Origin of the sequence: Streptomyces sp. NPDC014861 (genome assembly GCF_043081625.1) — a bacterium.
GTDB lineage: Bacteria > Actinomycetota > Actinomycetes > Streptomycetales > Streptomycetaceae > Streptomyces.
The window spans coordinates 62,245-80,067 of the sequence record NZ_JBIBWV010000017.1 but is presented as its reverse complement, the minus strand read 5'-3'; the positions used below and the strand labels follow the sequence as shown (position 1 = coordinate 80,067).

The window sequence follows — 17,823 nt, the reverse complement described above, 5'->3', positions numbered from 1 at the left end:
CGTCACGACACCCGGGTCCACCTGCGCGGGCGTGCCCCTCAGCGAACACGCCCGCGCCGCGAGACGACGTCATGTCCCGCGCGGAGACGGTCCGGATCGTTCGCGTCAGAGGGCGACGAGGGTCCACTCCTGGGCGGCCGATCCGTCGGCCGGCCGCTGGACGATCCTGGCGCCGTCGTCCGCGGAGCCGTTCTCCACGGCCGCGTACAGGCCGCTGGAGCCGTTGACCAGGTGGTGGTGACCGCTCGTGCCGGCGGGCACGAGCTTCCACCACTGGTTGGGCGCGTCCGTGTCCGTCCACTGGTCCAGCGGCTCGCCGGCGGTCGTGGACGCGCCCGGGTTGTCGAGGACCTTGTCGCTGTGGACGTTCACGAGACGGAAGGAGCCGTCGTGGTTCGGTGACAGCCGCCACCGCTGGTTCGGCCGGCCCGTCCAGGGCCATTGGATGACCGGGGCGCCGTTGCCGGTCGATTCGTCCGCCACGTCCAGGACCTTGCCGCTGACCCGGTTGACCAGGCGGTACGTCCCGGTGAGCAGGCCGACGACGAGTTGCGTGCGTGCTCCGGCGGTGAGGGTCAGGCTTCTGGCGTGGGCGCCGAGCGGGGAGGCCGTGACGGTCGCGGGGCCGGTCAGTGAGGTGATGCCGCGGCGGCTGACGAGGTCGAGGGTCTGGGTGAGGTCCGAGACGAGGGAGAGCGTGGCCGTGCGGGCCGCGGTGTCCCAGGTGAGGCTCTCGACGAGGACCCGGTTGCGGCCCCGTACCCCGCGGATCGTGCCCCGGGCCCACTGCTCCGGCAGCGCGGGCAGGATCTCCAGGAGGCCGGGCCGGGTGTGGACGAGGGACTCGGCGACGACCGCGGGCAGCGCGTTGGCGGCGTCGCTGTTGTAGGTGTGCAGGTCGGGGTTGTGGGAGGTCATCAGGGAGCGGAAGACCATGTTGCCGCCGAGGATCTTGAGGATGTTCTCGTAGACGCCGGCGCCGTCCTTCAGGCGGCCCCAGGCCAGCGCCCGGTGCAGGCTGCCGTGGGCCGAGTGGTTCTCGTCGCCGCGCATCCTGAGCGCCTTCCGCGCGGAGAACACCAGGTCGGGCCGTTCCTCCGGGTTGATCTCGTGCAGGGGCCAGGCGCCGTACAGGTGCTGGACATGGCGGTGGTTGTAGCGGTCGTGCAGACCGGGCCAGGACCACTCGGCGAGGGCTCCGTCGCCGTTCACGGCGTACTCGGGGAGCCGGGCGAGCAGCGCCGTCCAGCGTGCCACCCCCTGCCCGCTGCCCTGCTCCACATCCAGCGCGTCGGCGGCGTCGATGGCCGCCTGGAGGGCGTGGCGTCCGGCCATGATGTCGCCGGTGGCGTTGACGGAGAGCATCTGGCCGGTGTTGGAGGGGGAGTTCTCCATGGAGAACGACGGGACGAAGACCACCTTGCCGTCGGAGTCGGTGCGGGTGAGGAAGTCCTCGTAGAACAGGGCGAGTTCCATCAGTGCCGGGCCGAGCTTGTCGCGCAGGAAAGCGGTGTCCCCGGTGACCTGGTAGTACTCCAGGAGCGGGTGGAGCATCCAGTCGGCGCCACCCGTCCAGCACTGGCCCGGGAAGCCGCCGCCGTCGAAGTGGAGCATGTGTCCGTGCTCGCCGTCCGTCCGGGACGGCGCGTGGAAGCCCCGGGCCCCGTAGAGATGGGCGGCGTTCGTGCGCCAGTCGTCGAGCTGTCCCAGGACGAGGTCGAAGAAGCCCTTCATGGCGTCCCCGTGGCTGAGGATGTTGCCTCCGGCGACCTGGAGGTTGACATTGGCGTCGGTGGTGAAGTCGTCCGCCCAGGCGCCGTTCCAGCTGCCCGCCCAGATACCGGTCAGGCGCGGAGGCAGGATGCCGCTGGAGCTGACGAACAGGTAGCGCCCGCAGTCGTACATCCGCTCGAGGAGTGCGAGGTCGACGGTGCCGCGATCGGCGTTCTGGCGTGCCGTCAGCTCCGAGGTGGACAGCAGCCGGTCCGCCGCCGGGACGTCGAGGTCGAGACTGGACCCGTCGAACATGGCTCGGTGCAACGGCGCGTGCCGGTTCAGCAGTCCGGCGTAGTCCGCGGGGAGTGCGGCCAGGGCGGTGTGGAGAGGCTTGGTGTTCCACTCGGCGGCGCTCTCGTACCGGCCCAGCTTGGTCAGCAGCAGGACTCTGGTCGCGCGGGCGACGACCAGCCTGCCGCCGGAGGCCGAGACCGAGGCCCGGCTGCCGGTGACGACGACCCGGGTGACGCCCTCGTACCCGAAGGCGCCCAGACCGGACGGATACACCGCGCGCAGGCCGAGGAGTCCCTGTCCGCCGGAGACGGTGGCGGTCGTGGTGAAGCCGATGTCATCCGGCGCGCCCTCGAGAGCGGTGTCGACCATGAGCGCGGTGTCGACGGTCTTCCCGGCGGCGGGCAGCAGCTCGTGCACGAGGACCCGGTCGGCCCGGGAGACGAACGCCCGCCGCTTCCAGACCCCGGCGCCGTCGGACCAGGAGTGCGTGATCTCGCCGGTACGGAAGTCGGTGACCCGCGCGTAGTCGTTCGTGGTGGTCGCCCCCGGTGTGCTCAGACGCAGCTCGTACCCGGGGTGGAAGCTCTGGGTCCAGCGCAGGGACCAGCCGTCCGCGAACTCGCCGGCGGCGCCCCAGTGGTCACCGGCCAGCGCCCGGTCCCGCGCCGCCTCCAGGCGGTCCGCCAGGACCGGGGGCTTCAGGTGGCGGGTGCCGTTGGGCAGCACGAACCGGTGGTGGTTGAGGACGACCTTCTCCAGCTGCGGGGCGCCGTGGAACACCGCGCCGTACTCGCCGTTGCCGGAGACGAAGCCGTCCGTCCAGGACCAGGCGGGAACGGTGTCGTACATGCCCCGCTGGGGCAAGGCCACCTGCGGCGGTACGGCGGCCTCGGCCCGGTGGGGGAGGAGGCCGGCGGGGAGTGCGGCGGCGCCCGCGGTCAGCGCGGTCGCGGTGAGGAATCCTCTGCGGCCCAGAGGGGGGTGCGGGGTGGGCATGGATCGAACCCTTCGATGCGCGGGGCGGGGAGGGCGTGACGAAGGAGGCGGGCCTCGCGGCGGCGTCCCGGCCGCCGTGGACTCACGCTATGGCAACGTAAACATCGATGCCGGGTCAGTGCAGCACGCGCCGTTCGGGAGCGTCAAGAGCCGCGTCGGCGCCTCCGTGCGTGGCCCGTAGAGCCGGGGTGAATTCAACAGATTTCAACATCTTGATGTTTGCGGCAGCTGGCTGTCTGTCGGGTGGTCCGACGCGAACAGGGCTTCGTGGGGCGGCAGTAACGGGCGCGTATCGATCCGCGGGGCGACGGGAGCCAGCGTGTTGACTTTTGATGGAAACGGCGCTTCTCTGTGGTGCGTCCAGTTGGTTCATGACGTGTCGTGGTGACTTCACCACTCCAGCAAGCGCCCGCCGTTCACTCTCGCGCCGCCGTCGGACAGGACCGGAACCGTCGTTCCCCTCCCTCCGCGGATCTCCGCGAGTCCAGCCGATCCGCGCTTCACCGGTCGGTCGCGTCCGGCCCGTCCGAGCAAGGGGAATGACCATGTTCACTGCACACCACCGGCGTCCGATGGCGGCGGCCGTCCTGGGACTGACCACCGTCCTCGCACTGGCGTCCTGCTCCAGCGGCCGGCAGGAGGCGGGTCCGGGCGGCGGCGGGGACGTCGCCGAGGTCGACGGCAAGATCGCCCTGACGTACCTTCAGAAGCAGGGCGACCAGGAGTACTTCGTCGGGGAGGCGGCCGGCGCCAAGGCCAGGGCGGACGAGCTCGGCATCGACCTGAAGGTCGTCAACCTCGGCACCGACGCCAACAAGACCATCAGCGAGGCCCAGTCGGCGATCTCGCAGAAGAGCAACGGCCTGATCGTCGTCGTCCCCGACCCGGCCGTCGGCCCCCAGGTCGCCCAGATCGCCAAGGACGCCAAGGTCGCCCTGCTCACCTCCGACGACCAGATCTGCACGACCGGACCGGACCCTTCCACCTGTTCTCCCGACGCTCTCGTGCCCCGGATCGGCTTCAGCGGAGCCCAGATGGGCGGCGAGGTCGGCAAGCGCGCCGCCGCCGAGTTCAAGAAGGCCGGCTGGAACGCGGCGGAGACCCGCACCATCTCCGCCTGGAAGCAGGACGTGACCGTCTGCACCGACCGCGTAGAGGCGGCCAAGGAGGCCTTCGCCGCCGGGGCCGGTTCCGAGGTGCGGAACATCGACGTCCCCACGGACAACAGCCCCACCGGCGCGCAGGACAAGATCGCGGCCACGATCACCGCGAACCCGGACGTCAAGCACTGGGTGGTCTGGGGCTGCAACGACGAGAACGTCCAGGGCGGGGTGACCGCGCTGGAGAACGCCGGCTTCACGGCCGACGACGTCATCGGCGTGGGCCTCGGTGCCTACCTCGCCTGCAAGAACTGGAGCTCGGGCAAGCCGTCCGGAATGAAGGCCGCGCTGTTCATCAACGGCGAGGACGTCGGCGCCCTGGCCGTGCAGACCATGTACGACAAGCTCAAGAACGGCAAGGCCTTCCCCAAGGAGGCCTTCGCCCCGACCACCATGGTCGACGCCGCCACCTGGAAGTCCGCCGGAGTCACCTGCGGCTGAGTGCCGCCCCTCGACGCCGGTGCGGCGTACCGCCCCGTCCGCGCCGCACCGGCTTCCCCCGTACCGGCTCCCTTCGCACCGGCCTTCCCTGCACCGGCTCCCTCCGCACCGGCCCTCTCCACACCTTCTCTCTCCGCACCGGACCTCCCCTCCACCGCAGGCCCTCGCCCGCCGCGCCCTCCCCCTCCCATCGGCGCATGTGCCCCCGTCCCCCCCGCCCCTCCAGCACGTGAGGCCAGCATGACCACACCCGACACCCCACCCCTCACCCGGGACACCCCTGGCGTCGGTGTCGCCGTCGAGAACATCACCAAACGCTTCGGCGCCGTTCAGGCCCTCGGCGGCGTCACCCTGACCTTCCCGCCCGGGCAGGTCACCGCGCTCATGGGCGAGAACGGCGCCGGCAAGTCCACGCTGCTGAAGATCCTCACCGGCGACCACCAGCCCACCGAGGGTCGCGTCCTGCTCTCCGGCGCGCCGGTCTCCTTCGCCTCGCCGCACGACGCGCGCCGGGCCGGGATCCGCATCATCCCGCAGGAACCGGAGATCATCCCGCACGTCTCCGTGGCGGAGAACGTCTACGCCGGATCCCTGCCCCGCACGGCCGGCCGGCGTCTCGACCGCGCCGAACTGCGCCGCAGGATCACCTCGGACCTGGCGAGGCTCGGCTTCGAGAAGGTCATCGACCCCGACCGGCTCGGCTCCGAACTGACTGCCGCACAGCGACAGTTGGTGGAGATCCTGCGTGCCCTCACCGGCGACGCCAAGGTCATCGCCTTCGACGAGCCGACCTCCTCGCTCGCGGAGAACGAGGCCGAGGCCCTGTTCGCCCTCATCGGCCGCCTGCGCGCCCAGGGCATCGCGATCATCTACGTCTCCCACCGCATGAAGGAGATCTTCCGGCTCGCCGACCGGATCGCCGTGCTCCGCGACGGCGCCTCCGCCGGCGTCCTCGAAGCCGCCGCGACCACCGAGAGCGAGGTCGTGCGGATGATGGTCGGCCGCGACCTCTCCTCGCTCTTCGTCCGGCAGGACGTCGCACGGGACGAGGTCGTCCTGGAACTGGAGGGCGTCACCACTGAGGACGTCACCGACATCAGCCTCCAGGTCAGGGCGGGCGAAGTGGTCGCCCTCGCCGGCCTGATGGGCGCCGGACGCTCGGAGCTGGGACTCGCCCTCGCCGGCGACCGCCCCCTCCGCTCCGGCCGGATCATCCTGAACGGCCGGCCGCTGCGGCTGCGCGGACCGAAGGACGCCATCCGGGCGGGCATCGGTCTGGCGCCGGAGGAGCGCAAGGCCCAGGCACTCTTCCTGCACCGCTCCATCCGAGACAACACCTCCCTGGTCAGCCTGGACCGCCTCCGCCGGATGCGCTTCGTCCGCCGCGGCCAGGAGAAGGCCGTCGCCCAGGACTTCTCCGACCGGCTCAGGGTGCGCACCCCGTCCCTCGAACACGAGGTGCGCAAGCTGTCCGGCGGCAACCAGCAGAAGGTCGTCCTGGCCCGCTGGCTGCTGCGCCGGCCGAAGGTCCTGATCCTCGACGAGCCGACTCGCGGCATCGACATCGGCGCCAAGGCGGAGATCTACCGGATCATCGCCGACCTCGCCCGGGACGGCGTCGCCCTGCTCGTGATCTCCTCCGAACTCCCCGAGGTGCTCGGACTCGCCGACCGGATCGTGGTGATGCAGGGCGGCCGCGTCACCGGCGAACTCGCCCGCGCCGAGGCCACCGAGGAAGCGATCCTCAACCTCGCCATGGCCGACGACCTCGCCCCGCCGGACCCGACCACCCCGGCTGGAAATCCCGCCCCGCCGGACCCGACCACCACCACCCCGGCCGACGGCCTCGCCCCGCCGGACGACACCGCCACCACCCCGGCCGCCGCCCGGCCCCGTGACGACTCCGCCCATGGAGGCCCCCGATGACCACCGCCACCACCTCCCCGGCCGAGACGGAGAAGGCCCCGCCGGCGGCGCGCAAGCGCTCCCCGCTGGCCGCCCTCGGCGGGCAGAACCTCAGCCTCATCGGTGCGCTCGTCGTCGTCCTCGGGCTGTTCGGCGTCCTCAACGAGAACTACCTCAGCCTCGCGAACCTCCAGGTGATCGCCGAGGCGGCCACCATCACCGGCCTCCTCGCCGTCGTCCAGACCGTCGTCATCATCTGCGGCGGCCTCGACATCTCGGTCGGCTCCCAGGTCGGCGTCGCCTCCGTGGTCAGCGCCATGGTCTTCACCAGCACCGGCTCCAGCGCGTTGACCGGCATGCTCGCCGCCGTCGGCGCCGGCGTCCTCGTCGGCGTCGTGAACGGCATCGTCATCGTCCACGGCCGCGTCAACCCGACCATCGCCACCCTCGCCGGACTCGCCGCCTACAAGGGCCTCGCCCAGCTCCTCTCCGACGGCCGCGCCCAGGGGTACGTCCTCAACGACCCCGTCTTCGTCTTCCTCGGGCGCGGCAAGATCGCCGGTCTGCCCGTCATGGTCTGGATCCTCATCGTCGTCGCGATCGCCGTGCACGTGCTGCTCACGTACACGGACATCGGCCGCAACCTCTACGCGATCGGCGGCAACGACACCGCCGCCCGCCTCGCCGGCATCAACATCAACAAGTACCTGATCGCCGTCTACGCCCTCATCGGCGTCGTCGCCGCCATCGCGGGCATCCTCCTCACCGCCCGCACCGGCTCCGGCCAGCCCGTCTCCGGCAGCGAGGGCCTCGAACTCAAGGCCATCACCGCCGCCGCCCTCGGCGGCTGCGCCCTGAAGGGCGGCAAGGGAGGGGTAGGCGGCACCCTCCTCGCCGTCGCCCTCCTGGGCGCGCTGGAGAACGGCCTGACGGTCGAGGGCATCAACACCTTCTGGCAGAACGTCGCCCAGGGCGCCCTGCTCGTGGCCGCCGTGGTGATCCAGCAGCGCCGCAACGGCGAACGGGCGGTCGGACTCCCGCACTGACCCGTCCCGCACCGGCGCCCCGCGCACGGACGAGGCCCGCCCCCTCGGGGAGCGGGCCTCGTGGCGTACCGGGGCCGCGGTGGAGACGGACGAGTGCGCAAGGGATCCGGAGGGGGCCGCGGGAGACGCGCCGGAGTGGCCAGAGGCGCGCACCGGGTCGCCCGGGGCGGGCGCCGGTGGCGGTGCCGTGTGGGGTGTGCGGTGTGCGGTGCAGTGTGCGGTGCTCCTCCCGGTCGGAGCCTCCCGCCGTACGCGTCCCCCGGCGCCCGCCGCACGCGTCCCCCGGCGCCCGCCGCACGCGTCCCCCGGCGCCCGTCCTACGCGCGCCCCTGACGCCCGCCGTACGCGAGCGGCCCGGCGTCCCGGGAGCGGCGAAAGCCCTCCCGGAAGCCGGGAGGGCTGGGTGGAGAGGGGCCGGGTTCGGGCACGCGGGGGACGGGCCCGTACCCGGCGCCGCCGGACGGTCTACTCCTCGGTCGGACCGAGGTCGGGCGTCGCGCGGAAGTCGACGGTACGGCCCCGGGGGCCGGCGTGGAGCTCCAGGACGACGACCTCGTTCGTGCCCGCGCGCAGCACGGGAGCGGGGACGTACAGCGACTTTTGCGGGCCGCGGGACCAGTACCGGCCCAGCGGGAAGCCGTTCACCCAGGCGTTGCCCTTGGTCCAGCCGTCGAGGTGCAGATAGGTGTCGGCCGGCCCGGAGACCTCGAAGGTGCCCCGGTGGAAGGCCGGGCCCACGGGCGTGGCCGTGCCGACGGCGAAGGGGACGTCGTCCAGCGTGGCGAGCGGCAGCGGGCGGTTCGTCCACGCCGACGGCTCGACGCCGTCGAGGAGGACCGAGCCGAGCAGGCCCTTGCGGTCGTGGATGCCCTCGCCGTAGTTCACCCGGCCCTGGTTCTCCACCAGGATCGAGAGCACGCTGCCGGCCCGCGGGGCCGTGAAGGACAGCGAGTGCTCGTGGTTCTCGCGCTCCAGGACGCCCACGGGCTGCCCGTCGACGAAGACCTGGGCGCGGTCGCGGACGTGCTCGATCTCCAGCAGGGCCGGGCCGCGCACGGGCACGGTGGTCTCGTACAGGACGAAGCCGAAGTCCTGCTCCAGCTCCTCCATGGTCAGCGGCCGGCGCGAGTCGACCCGTGAGCTCAACTCGTCCGCGCTCGGCAGCAGTTCGGCGCTCTGGGTCAACACGACCGCGGGGAGGGCCAGTTTGGGGCCCGGGGCGGGCACGGGGGCGTCCGGCACGGGCGCGTACTTGGCGATCACGTCACGGAAGGCCGTGTACTTCTCCGTCGGGTCCCCGGCCTCGTCGAGCGGCGAGTCGTAGTCGTAGGAGGTGACGGTGGGGCGGTAGGTGTGCTTGTCGTTGGCGCCGTTGGTGAAGCCGAAGTTGGTGCCGCCGTGGAACATGTAGAAGTTCACCGAGGCGCCTGCGGCCAAGGCCTCGTCGAGCTCGCGGGCGGCGTCGTCGGCGTCGCGGACCACGTGCCGGGCGCCCCAGCGGTCGAACCAGCCGATCCAGAACTCCGTGGTCATCACCGGGCCTTCGGGGCGGAGCGCGCGCAGGGCGGCCAGGTGGTGGGCCGACCGGCTGCCGAAGTTGGCGGTGGCGAGGACGCCGGGCAGGGCGCCCCGCTCCAGGTCGACCGGCTGGTCGCAGGTGAAGAGCGGTACGTCGACGCCGCAGGCGCGCAGGGAGCCGGCGATGTGCTCCATGTAGGCGGTGTCGTCGCCGTACGCTCCGTACTCGTTCTCCACCTGCACGGCCAGGATCGGTCCGCCCCGCGAGGCGAGGTACGGCTGGAGCGGGGTGAGGAGCCGGTGGAGGAAGTCGTCCACGGCGGCCAGGAAGCGTGGGTCGCGGGAGCGCAGCCGTATGTCGGGCTCGGCGAGCAGCCACGAGGGCAGACCGCCACCCTCCCACTCCGCGCAGATGTACGGGCCGGGGCGCAGCAGGACGTGCAGCCCCTCGGCGGCGGCGAGGTCGAGGAAGCGGGGAAGGTCGAGCCCGCCGTCGAGCACGAAGCGGTCGGGACGCGGCTGGTGGAGGTTCCAGGGGACGTAGGTCTCGACGGTGTTGAGGCCCATGAGCCGGGCCTTGCGGAGTCGGTCCTGCCACTGCTCGGGGTGGACCCGGAAGTAGTGCAGCCCGCCGGACAGGAGACGGAAGGGGCGTCCGTCGAGCAGGAATCCGGTCGTGTCGGTCTGGAGAACGGGCATGCGCTGCTTGCTCCTGTACGTGAAGGCGTGCTGAGATCGAAACGTCGGAATGTTTACGCAAACATGACGGGCGGGGCAAGCCCGTGCGCGGGCTCGCGGGGGCGGAGCGCCGACGCTCCGCCCCCGGGGTGGTGGGGCCTACTTGTTGACGGTGAAGCCCTGGTCGTCGCCGTACTTCACGCTGGCGTCCTGCCATGCCTTGAGCCCGTCGTCGAGCTTCGTCGGGGAGACGTACGCCTTGCCGACGGTGTCGTTGAAGATCGAGTTGGCGTAGACCTGGAAAGGCAGGTACGTCCAGTCCTCGCCGACGTTGCGGGCGGATTCGGCGAAGACGCGGTTGGCCTGCTGGCCGCCGAAGTAGGGGAAGGGCTTGTCGAGGAAGGCCTTGGATTCGAGGTCGGCGCGGGTGGCGGGGAAGGCGCCTTCGGCGACGCGGGTGGAGGCGCCGGTGCCGGTGGTGGCGAACTCGGTGAAGGCGTAGGCGAGTTCCTTGTTCTCGGCGGCCTTGGGGATGGCGAGGGAGCTGCCGCCGTTCTCGGCGCTGGTCCTGTCGCCCTCGGTCCACTGGGGGAGGGGGGCGACGCGCCAGTCGCCGGAGGCGGTGGCGACGCCGGAGGTGAGGTTGGCGGGCATCCAGGCGCCGATGGAGAGGGTGGCGAGGGAGCCGTCGGCGAGGCCCTTGTACCAGGCGTCGCTCCAGGAGCTGATGGGGGCGACGAGCTTCTCGTCGAGGAGCTTCTGCCAGGTCGCGGTGTACTTCTTCGTGCCCTCGTCGTCGAAGTCGATGTCGATGTCGGTCCCGCGCGAGTGGTAGGGGCGGCCGCCGGCCTGCCAGATGAGGCTGGTGGTGGCGCCGGCGTCGCCGGTGTCGTTGGTGATGAAGATCTTGGGGTCGGCCTTGTGGAGCGTGCGGGCGGCCTCCACGTATTCGTCCCAGGTGGTCGGGACCTTGACGCCGTGCTTGTCGAAGACCTTCTTGTTGTAGAAGAACGCCATCGGGCCCGAGTCCATCGGCAGCGCGAAGACGCCCTCGTGCTGGTTGACGGCCTGCCAGGGGCCGGGGGTGAAGCTCTTGGAGTGGGCGAGGGCGCCGTAGGGGGAGAGGTCCTCGACGGTCTTGCCGATGGCGAACTGGCCGAGGGCGTAGTACTCGATCTGGGCGACGTCGGGGGCGCCGGAGCCGGCGGCGATGGCGTTCTGGAGGGCGGTGTACTGCTTGTCGCCGGTGCCGGCGTTGACGAGTTCGATGTCGACCTTGGGGTACTTCTTCTCGAAGTCCGCCGCGACCTTCTTCAGGGTGGGCTCCCAGGCCCACACCGTCACCTTGCCGCCCTTCTCCAGCGCGGCGGCGACGTCCTTCGGGGCGCCGCCGGTGCCGGCGTCGGAGTCGTCGGAGCCACAGGCCGTGGCGGTCAGCGAGAGCGTGGCGAGCACGGCGAGGGCGCTGAGGAGTCTGCGGGAGGAGTGGGTGCGCATGGGAGGTGCTCCTGGTCGGTGGTGCGGGCAGGGAGGGACTTCCGGAGGGACGGGTGATGCGGAGGGACGGGTGATGCGGCGAGGCGGGTGACGCGGAGGGACAGGTGACGCGGAGGGACCGGCGATGCGGCGAGGCGGGCGAGACGGAAGGGCGGGTGATGAGGAGGGGAGGGCGCTCATTCCTTGACGCTTCCGGCGGCCAGGCCGGACTGCCAGTACCGCTGGAGCAGCAGGAAGACGGCGACGATCGGGACGATCGTCAGCAGGGAACCGGTGACGATCAGGTCGAAGACGGCCTCGCCGCCGGCCGTCTGGGCCTGCGCGTTCCAGGCGTTGAGGCCGAGGGTCAGCGGGTACCAGTCGGGGTCCTTGATCATGATCAGCGGCAGGAAGTAGTTGTTCCAGGTCGCGACCATGGAGAACAGCAGCACGGTGACGGTGCCCGGTACGAGCAGCGGCAGCGCTACGCGGAAGAAGGTGCGCAGCTCGCCGGAGCCGTCGATGCGCGCGGCCTCCAGGAGCTCGGTGGGGACCGCCTCGGCGGCGAAGACCCACATGAGGTAGAGCCCGAAGGGGGAGATCAGGGAGGGGATGATGACGGCCCAGGGGGTGTTCGTCAGGCCCATGTTGCTGAACATCAGGAAGGTGGGCACCGCGAGGGCGGTGCCGGGGACGGCCACGGCTCCGATGACGACCGCGAAGACCGCCTTGCGGCCGGGGAAGTCGTACTTCGCGAGGGCGTAGCCGCCGAGGACGGCGAGGACGGTGGCGCCGCCCGCGCCGGCCGCGACGTACAGCAGGGTGTTGAGCAGCCAGCGGACGAAGACGCCGTCGTCGTAGGTGACCGTGCGGGTGATGTTGCCCCACAGGTCGAAGTCGTCGGCGAACCACAGTCCGAAGGAGTCGAGCAGTCCCCGCCGGCTCTTGGTGGCGTTGATGACGAGCCAGGCGAGCGGGAGCAGGGTGTAGACGAGGACCAGGCCGGTGAGGAGGGTCAGCGGGACGCTGCGCCGGGGGTCGAGCGGAGTGTGCGGGAGGCGCTTGCGGCGGGTCGCGGCGGGGCGTGCGCGGTGCGGTGCGGCCGCGGTGCCGGCGGCGCGCGGCTCCCGGGGGTCCGGGGCTGACTCGGCGGCCGCGGTGGTCAGGGAGGTGGTCATGGCTCAGCCCTTCCGCATGCCGCGAAGCTGGACCGCGTAGGCGATGATCGCGGTGATCACGCCCATCACGATCGCCACGGTCGCCGCGTAGTTGTGCTGCTGTCCCGAGAACGACAGCGCGTACGTGTAGAGGTTGGGGGTCAGGTCGTTGGTGATGGCGTTGGGGGCGAGCTTCTGGAGGATGCTCGGCTCGTTGAAGAGCTGGAAGCTGCCGATGATCGAGAAGATCGTGGCGATGACCAGGGCGCTGCGGATGGCCGGCAGCTTGACCGAGGCCACGATCCGCCACTCCCCGGCGCCGTCGATCGCCGCCGCCTCGTAGAGCGAGCGGGGGACGACCTTGAGGGCGGAGTAGAAGATCAGCATGTTGTAACCGACGAATTCCCAGGTGACGATGTTGCCGATGGAGGCGAGGACCAGGGAGGGGGAGAGCGGGTTGGGGAGGCTGACGCCGAGCGCCTCGTTGATGTTGCCCACCAGGCCGAACTGGTCGCCGTACATGAAGCCCCAGATGAGGCTGGCCACGACGGCGGGCACGGCGTACGGGAGGAAGATCGAGACGCGGAAGAAGGTCTTGCCGTAGAGCCGGCCGCTGTCGATCGCGAGCGCCACGAGGAGCGCGATGCCCAGCATGATCGGCACCTGTACCAGCAGGAAGAGGCCGACGCGCATCAGCCCGTCCCAGAAGCGGGGGTCGGTCAGCGCCTCGCCGTAGTTGTCGAGGCCGACGAAGGAGGTCCCGCCGATGAGCCGGTCCTGGAACAGGCTCAGATAGCCGGCGTAGCCGATGGGCGCGAGGAAGACGAGGCCGAAGACCGCGACGAACGGGCCGGCGAATCCCCAGCCCACGAGGGCCTCCTTGCGGAGGCGGAAGCGGGCTCGTGGGCGGGGCGGTGGTGCTGCCGTAGCGCGCGTCGACAGGAGCGTCATGGCGTGGTCCTAGCGTCGGTGACCGGTCGGGCCGGAGGACGGGAGCGAGGGAATGGGGCCTGAGGGATGCGCCCGCCTGAGGCGTAGGGCGGCCCGCGGCCGGGAACCGGCCCTGCGGAAGGGCCGGCCGACGAGAAATGTTTACGTAATCATCGGTAGCGTGATGGTGACATTCCCGCAGGGGAGCGTCAAGCACGAAGTGGCAGCGAACGAGAGGGAATCGGGTGACCGAGCAGAACGCGACCGGCCGGCCGGCGGCGGCCGCGAGCGGCGGCGGGCGGGGGGCGCGCACCAGGCAGCGCCGTGTCTCGATGGCGGACGTCGCCCAGCTGGCGGGCGTCTCCTCGCAGACGGTCTCGCGCGTCTCCAACGGCGACGCGGCCGTCGTCGAGGCCACCCGGAAACGGGTCCTCGACGCGATGAAGGAGCTGGGATACCGCCCGAACAGCGCGGCCCGCGCCCTCAAGCGGGGTGACTTCCGGGCCATCGGCGTCATCACGATGGGACTCACCAGCACCGGAAACGTGCGGACGCTGGACGCCATCGCGGGATCGGCGTCCCGCGCGGGCTACGCGGTCACGCTCATCCCGCTCGACGCACCCACCCAGGACAACGTCAAGGGGGCGTTCACCCGCCTCGACGAGCTGGCGGTCGACGCCGTCGTGCTGATCATGGAGGTGCACCTGCTCGACACCGCCGCTCTCACCCTGCCGCCGCACGTCAAGGTGGTCGTGGTCGACTCCGACGCCACCGACTTCCCCGTGGTGGACACGGACCAGCGGCAGGGCGCACGCGCCGCCGTACGGCATCTGCTCGACCTCGGCCACGACACGGTCTGGCACATCGCGGGCCCCGAGGAGTCCTTCGCCGCCGGCCGCCGAGCGGAGGCGTGGGAGGAGACGCTGCGTGCCGAGGGGCGCGCGGTGCCGCCCGCCCTGCGCGGGGACTGGACCCCCGAATCGGGTTACGAGGCAGGCCTGCGCCTCGCCGACGGGACCGGGTGCACGGCGGTCTTCGTGGCCAACGACCAGATGGCCCTCGGTCTGCTGCGGGCCTTCCACGACCGCGGAGTGCGCGTCCCCGAGGACGTCAGCGTCGTCGGCTTCGACGACATCCCCGAGGCGGCCTCCTTCATCCCGCCCCTGACGACCGTCCACCAGGACTTCGCGCAGGTCGGCGAGTGGTGCGTCGAGGCGGTCCTGCGGGAACTGGCGGGCGAGACGGTCACGGGGGTGCGCCTCGTGCCGACCACCCTGGTGGAACGGCGCAGCACGGCGTCCCCCGCCGCACCCGGACGGGAGGGCTGACGCCGCGAGTGGTGGTCGCGGCAGGCCGGGACCACCACGACGGGCGGCTCGCGGCACGTGGCCGCGCGGGGGCGGCCGGGCCCCGCGGGGTCCGGCGGTGGTCTCCGGTGAGGGCGCCGGGCGGCGGACTCGGACCAGGGCGTCCCGGCGGCGAATTCAGGTCAGGGTGCCCGGGCGGCGAGCTCAGGTCAGGGCGTCCGGCCGGCGAATTCAGGCCAGGGCGCCCGGCCGGGGCGGAGCCGTGCTGGAGCGCACCACGAGGAGGGGCTCCACCTCCCTGCGCCGAGGCCCGTCCGTACGGCCCTCGATCTGGTCGAGCAGCAGCGCGACGCAGTGCTTGCCGACCACCTCGAAGTCCTGGTGCACGGTCGTGAGGGGAGGGAGGAGGTACGCGGCCTCGGCGATGTCGTCGAAACCGGCCACGCTGACGTCGCCGGGCACGCTCCTGCCCGCCTCGTGCAGGGCGCGCATCAGGCCCATGGCCATCTGGTCGTTCGCGGCGAAGACGGCCGTGACCTCCGGCCGGCGGGCGAGGTCGAGCCCGGCCCGGTACCCGGACCGCGCCGACCAGTCCCCGTGCACCGCGGGCGGCACGGGCGCGCCCGCGTCCGTGAGGGTGCGGCGCCAGGACTCGGCGCGCCGGCGCGCGGCGAACGAGTCGGGCGGGCCGGCGAGGTGCCAGACCGTGCGGTGCCCGAGGCCGAGCAGGTGGGACACCACGCTGCGGGAGCCGTGCGCCTGGTCGAAGTCCACGTGCGGGTACTCGTGGCCGGTGTCGCCGTCGGCCACCACCACCGGCATCGACGGCGGGAGGCGCAGCGACGGGGTGTCGAGCATCTGCGACTCGACCAGCACGATGCCGTCGACGGACTGCAGCATCAGATGCTGGAAGGCGTGGTGCACGGCGGCCTCGGTCTGGGCCCGTACGCCCATGAAGTTCACCGAGAAGTCGGCCTCGCGGGCGGCGTCGGCGATGGCGCCGAGCGTGCGGGCGTTGCCGTGCGCGCCGACGTCGAAACTGACCACGCCCAGCGCCCCGAAACGGCCGGTGACCAGCGCGCGGGCCGCCGTGTTGGGGCGGTAGCCGAGCGTCTGCATGGCCGAGAGCACCTTCTCGCGGGTCGCAGAGTCGACGTTCTGCCGGTTGTTCGCCACCCGGGACACCGTCTGCGAGGAGACGCCGGCCAGGGTGGCGACGTCCGCCATGGACGGCCACTGGCGGGCCGGCCGCGAGCGGGGCGACCTCGTTCTGTTGTCCGTCGCCATCGATGACCTTCCGTCGCGAACGTCCGGGCGGCCCCCGAGGAGGGCCCCGGCGTGTTGGCGCAAACATACCAGTCGGTAGATCTTCGGTGGATCGTGTCCGGATCCTTGACAGCCCCTGTCGCCCCTCCCAAACTCTCGTCCCAGGCACTCGTGTTAACGCGAACACGACGAGCCGACACCTCGCCGTGACGCGGCGATCACATGCCGTCGGCGTCCGCGGACCCCGGCGGCCCGCCGGGGCTGCGGCGGTTCCACGAGCGTGCTCCTCCTGACGACCGGTCATGCCGTGCGGGAGGCCGCGCCCTCGCCCGCCCCCTCCGCCACACCCGTCCATCCCCTCCCCCTCCAGACCACGAGGTACGCGATCATGCGACGCACCACCTCGGGGACGGCCACCGTGCTCACCGCACTCTGCGCCGTCCTCCTGTCCTTGCTCGGCTCGGCCGGCACCGCTCACGCGGCGGCCGTCACCGTCACCAACGCCACCCAGTTCACGGACCCGCAGGGCAACCCCGTCCACGCCCACGGCGGCGGTGTCGTCAAGGTCGGCACGTACTACTACTGGTTCGGCGAGAACCGCAACGCCGACAACAGCTTCAAGTACGTCTCCGCCTACCGCTCCACCGACCTGAAGACCTGGGAGTTCCGCCACCACGTCCTCACCGCGAGCAGCCACCCCGAGCTCGCGGGGGCGAACATCGAGCGGCCGAAGGTGATGTACAACGCCTCGACCGGCACGTTCGTGATGTGGATGCACAAGGAGGGCAGCGCGACCGACTACTCCGAGGCCCGCGCCGCGGTCGCCGTGTCGGACACCGTCGACGGCGACTACACCTGGCGGGGCAGCTTCCGGCCGCTCGGCCACATGTCCCGGGACATCACCACGTTCGTCGACACCGACGGCACCGGCTACATGATCTCCGCCGCCAACGAGAACGCCGACCTGCACGTCTACCGCCTCACCGCCGACTACACCGACATCGCGGCGCAGGTCCAGAAGCTGTGGCCGGGCCAGTGGCGCGAGGCGCCGGCGATGTTCAAGCGCGGCGGCGTGTACTTCCTGCTGACCTCGGGCGCCACGGGCTGGGCCCCCAACCAGCAGAAGTACGCCACCGCGAGCAGCGTGACCGGCTCCTGGAGCGGCCTCCAGGACATCGGCGACTGGACCACCTACGGATCCCAGACGGCGTACGTGCTGCCGGTCCAGGGCACCTCCGGCACCTCGTACCTCTACATGGGCGACCGCTGGGGCAACTCCCTGGGCGGCATGGTCAACGACTCCCAGTACGTCTGGCTCCCCCTGAAGTTCCCCACCGCCACCACCATGACCATGGACTACTACCCGCAGATCACCGTGGACGCGGCCGCGGGCACGGTCCGGGGGCTCGGGACCTGGGAGACGCTGACCGCCTCGCACAGCGGCAAGTGCGCCGACGTCGCCGACCGCTCCACCGCCGACGGGGCCGCCCTCATCCAGTGGGGCTGCGCGAACAGCGTCAACCAGCAGTTCTGGCTGAAGCCCGCCGGCACCAACCGGGTGCAGATCATCGCCCGCCACAGCGGCAAGTGCCTGGCCCCGGCGGGCGGGTCGACCGCCGACGGCGCCGCGATCGCCCAGTACCCCTGCGACGGAACGACCGGCCAGCAGTGGAGGGTGACGGGCTCCGGCGGCACCGTGCAGCTGTCCGCCTCGGCGAGCGGCAAGTGCCTCGACGTGACGAACCAGTCCACGGCGGACGGTACGGCGCTGATCCAGTGGAGTTGCAACAGCGGCGCCAACCAGAAGTGGCTCCGCTCGGCCGCCTGACGGCCGTCGGGACCGGTCGGCCCGCGAGTGCGGCGAGTGGACACCGCCGCCGCACCCGCCGGTCCCGCTCCGCTCGGCCGCCCGACGGCCGCCGGGACCGGTCGG

The 17,823-nt window shown here is 71.6% G+C and carries 11 protein-coding genes; 5 read left to right on the top strand and 6 right to left on the bottom strand.

The features are described 5' to 3' along the window. Nucleotides 1–105: 105 nt before the first annotated feature. Nucleotides 106–3,006, bottom strand: coding sequence for an RICIN domain-containing protein (locus tag ACF1BN_RS27360; protein WP_392334249.1), 2,901 nt, complete (start codon nt 3,004–3,006; stop codon nt 106–108). 545 nt (nt 3,007–3,551) lie between these two features. Between ACF1BN_RS27360 and ACF1BN_RS27355 the strand changes: the two genes are divergently transcribed. The 3 genes from ACF1BN_RS27355 (at nt 3,552) to ACF1BN_RS27345 (ending at nt 7,558) form a co-directional block, all read left to right on the top strand. Next, complete coding sequence (locus ACF1BN_RS27355; RefSeq protein WP_392334248.1) at nt 3,552–4,607, top strand: substrate-binding domain-containing protein; 1,056 nt, start codon at nt 3,552–3,554, stop codon at nt 4,605–4,607. A 240-nt stretch (nt 4,608–4,847) separates the two neighbouring features. Continuing rightward, the gene (locus tag ACF1BN_RS27350; RefSeq protein ID WP_392334247.1) at nt 4,848–6,533 is read left to right on the top strand and encodes a sugar ABC transporter ATP-binding protein; all 1,686 of its coding nucleotides are present in this window, start codon (nt 4,848–4,850) and stop codon (nt 6,531–6,533) included. Next, complete coding sequence (locus tag ACF1BN_RS27345; RefSeq protein ID WP_392334246.1) at nt 6,530–7,558, top strand: ABC transporter permease; 1,029 nt, start codon at nt 6,530–6,532, stop codon at nt 7,556–7,558. Before ACF1BN_RS27350 ends, ACF1BN_RS27345 begins: the two co-directional genes overlap by 4 nt. Nucleotides 7,559–8,023: 465 nt before the next feature. Here the strand turns inward: ACF1BN_RS27345 and ACF1BN_RS27340 are convergent, their stop codons facing one another. The 4 genes from ACF1BN_RS27340 to ACF1BN_RS27325 form a co-directional block, all read right to left on the bottom strand. Further along, nucleotides 8,024–9,775 carry a beta-galactosidase family protein gene (locus ACF1BN_RS27340; RefSeq protein WP_392334245.1) on the bottom strand — a complete coding sequence of 584 codons (1,752 nt, stop codon included), beginning with the start codon at nt 9,773–9,775 and terminating at the stop codon, nt 8,024–8,026. Nucleotides 9,776–9,913: 138 nt separating this feature from the next. Beyond that, on the bottom strand, nt 9,914–11,251 hold the full coding sequence (locus ACF1BN_RS27335; RefSeq protein WP_392334244.1) for an ABC transporter substrate-binding protein: 1,338 nt from the start codon (nt 11,249–11,251) through the stop codon (nt 9,914–9,916). A gap of 176 nt (nt 11,252–11,427) precedes the next feature. Then, on the bottom strand, nt 11,428–12,408 hold the full coding sequence (locus ACF1BN_RS27330) for a carbohydrate ABC transporter permease (protein WP_392334243.1): 981 nt from the start codon (nt 12,406–12,408) through the stop codon (nt 11,428–11,430). A gap of 3 nt (nt 12,409–12,411) precedes the next feature. Further along, on the bottom strand, nt 12,412–13,338 hold the full coding sequence (locus ACF1BN_RS27325; RefSeq protein WP_392334242.1) for a carbohydrate ABC transporter permease: 927 nt from the start codon (nt 13,336–13,338) through the stop codon (nt 12,412–12,414). Between the two features lie 311 nt (nt 13,339–13,649). Between ACF1BN_RS27325 and ACF1BN_RS27320 the strand changes: the two genes are divergently transcribed. Beyond that, on the top strand, nt 13,650–14,645 hold the full coding sequence (locus tag ACF1BN_RS27320; RefSeq protein ID WP_392334316.1) for a LacI family DNA-binding transcriptional regulator: 996 nt from the start codon (nt 13,650–13,652) through the stop codon (nt 14,643–14,645). Nucleotides 14,646–14,855: 210 nt separating this feature from the next. Here the strand turns inward: ACF1BN_RS27320 and ACF1BN_RS27315 are convergent, their stop codons facing one another. Further along, the gene (locus ACF1BN_RS27315) at nt 14,856–15,851 is read right to left on the bottom strand and encodes a LacI family DNA-binding transcriptional regulator (protein WP_392334315.1); all 996 of its coding nucleotides are present in this window, start codon (nt 15,849–15,851) and stop codon (nt 14,856–14,858) included. Between the two features lie 427 nt (nt 15,852–16,278). Between ACF1BN_RS27315 and ACF1BN_RS27310 the strand changes: the two genes are divergently transcribed. Further along, nucleotides 16,279–17,718 (top strand): RICIN domain-containing protein, encoded by a 1,440-nt coding sequence (locus tag ACF1BN_RS27310; RefSeq protein ID WP_392334241.1) that lies wholly within the window; start codon nt 16,279–16,281, stop codon nt 17,716–17,718. Nucleotides 17,719–17,823 lie beyond the last annotated feature (105 nt).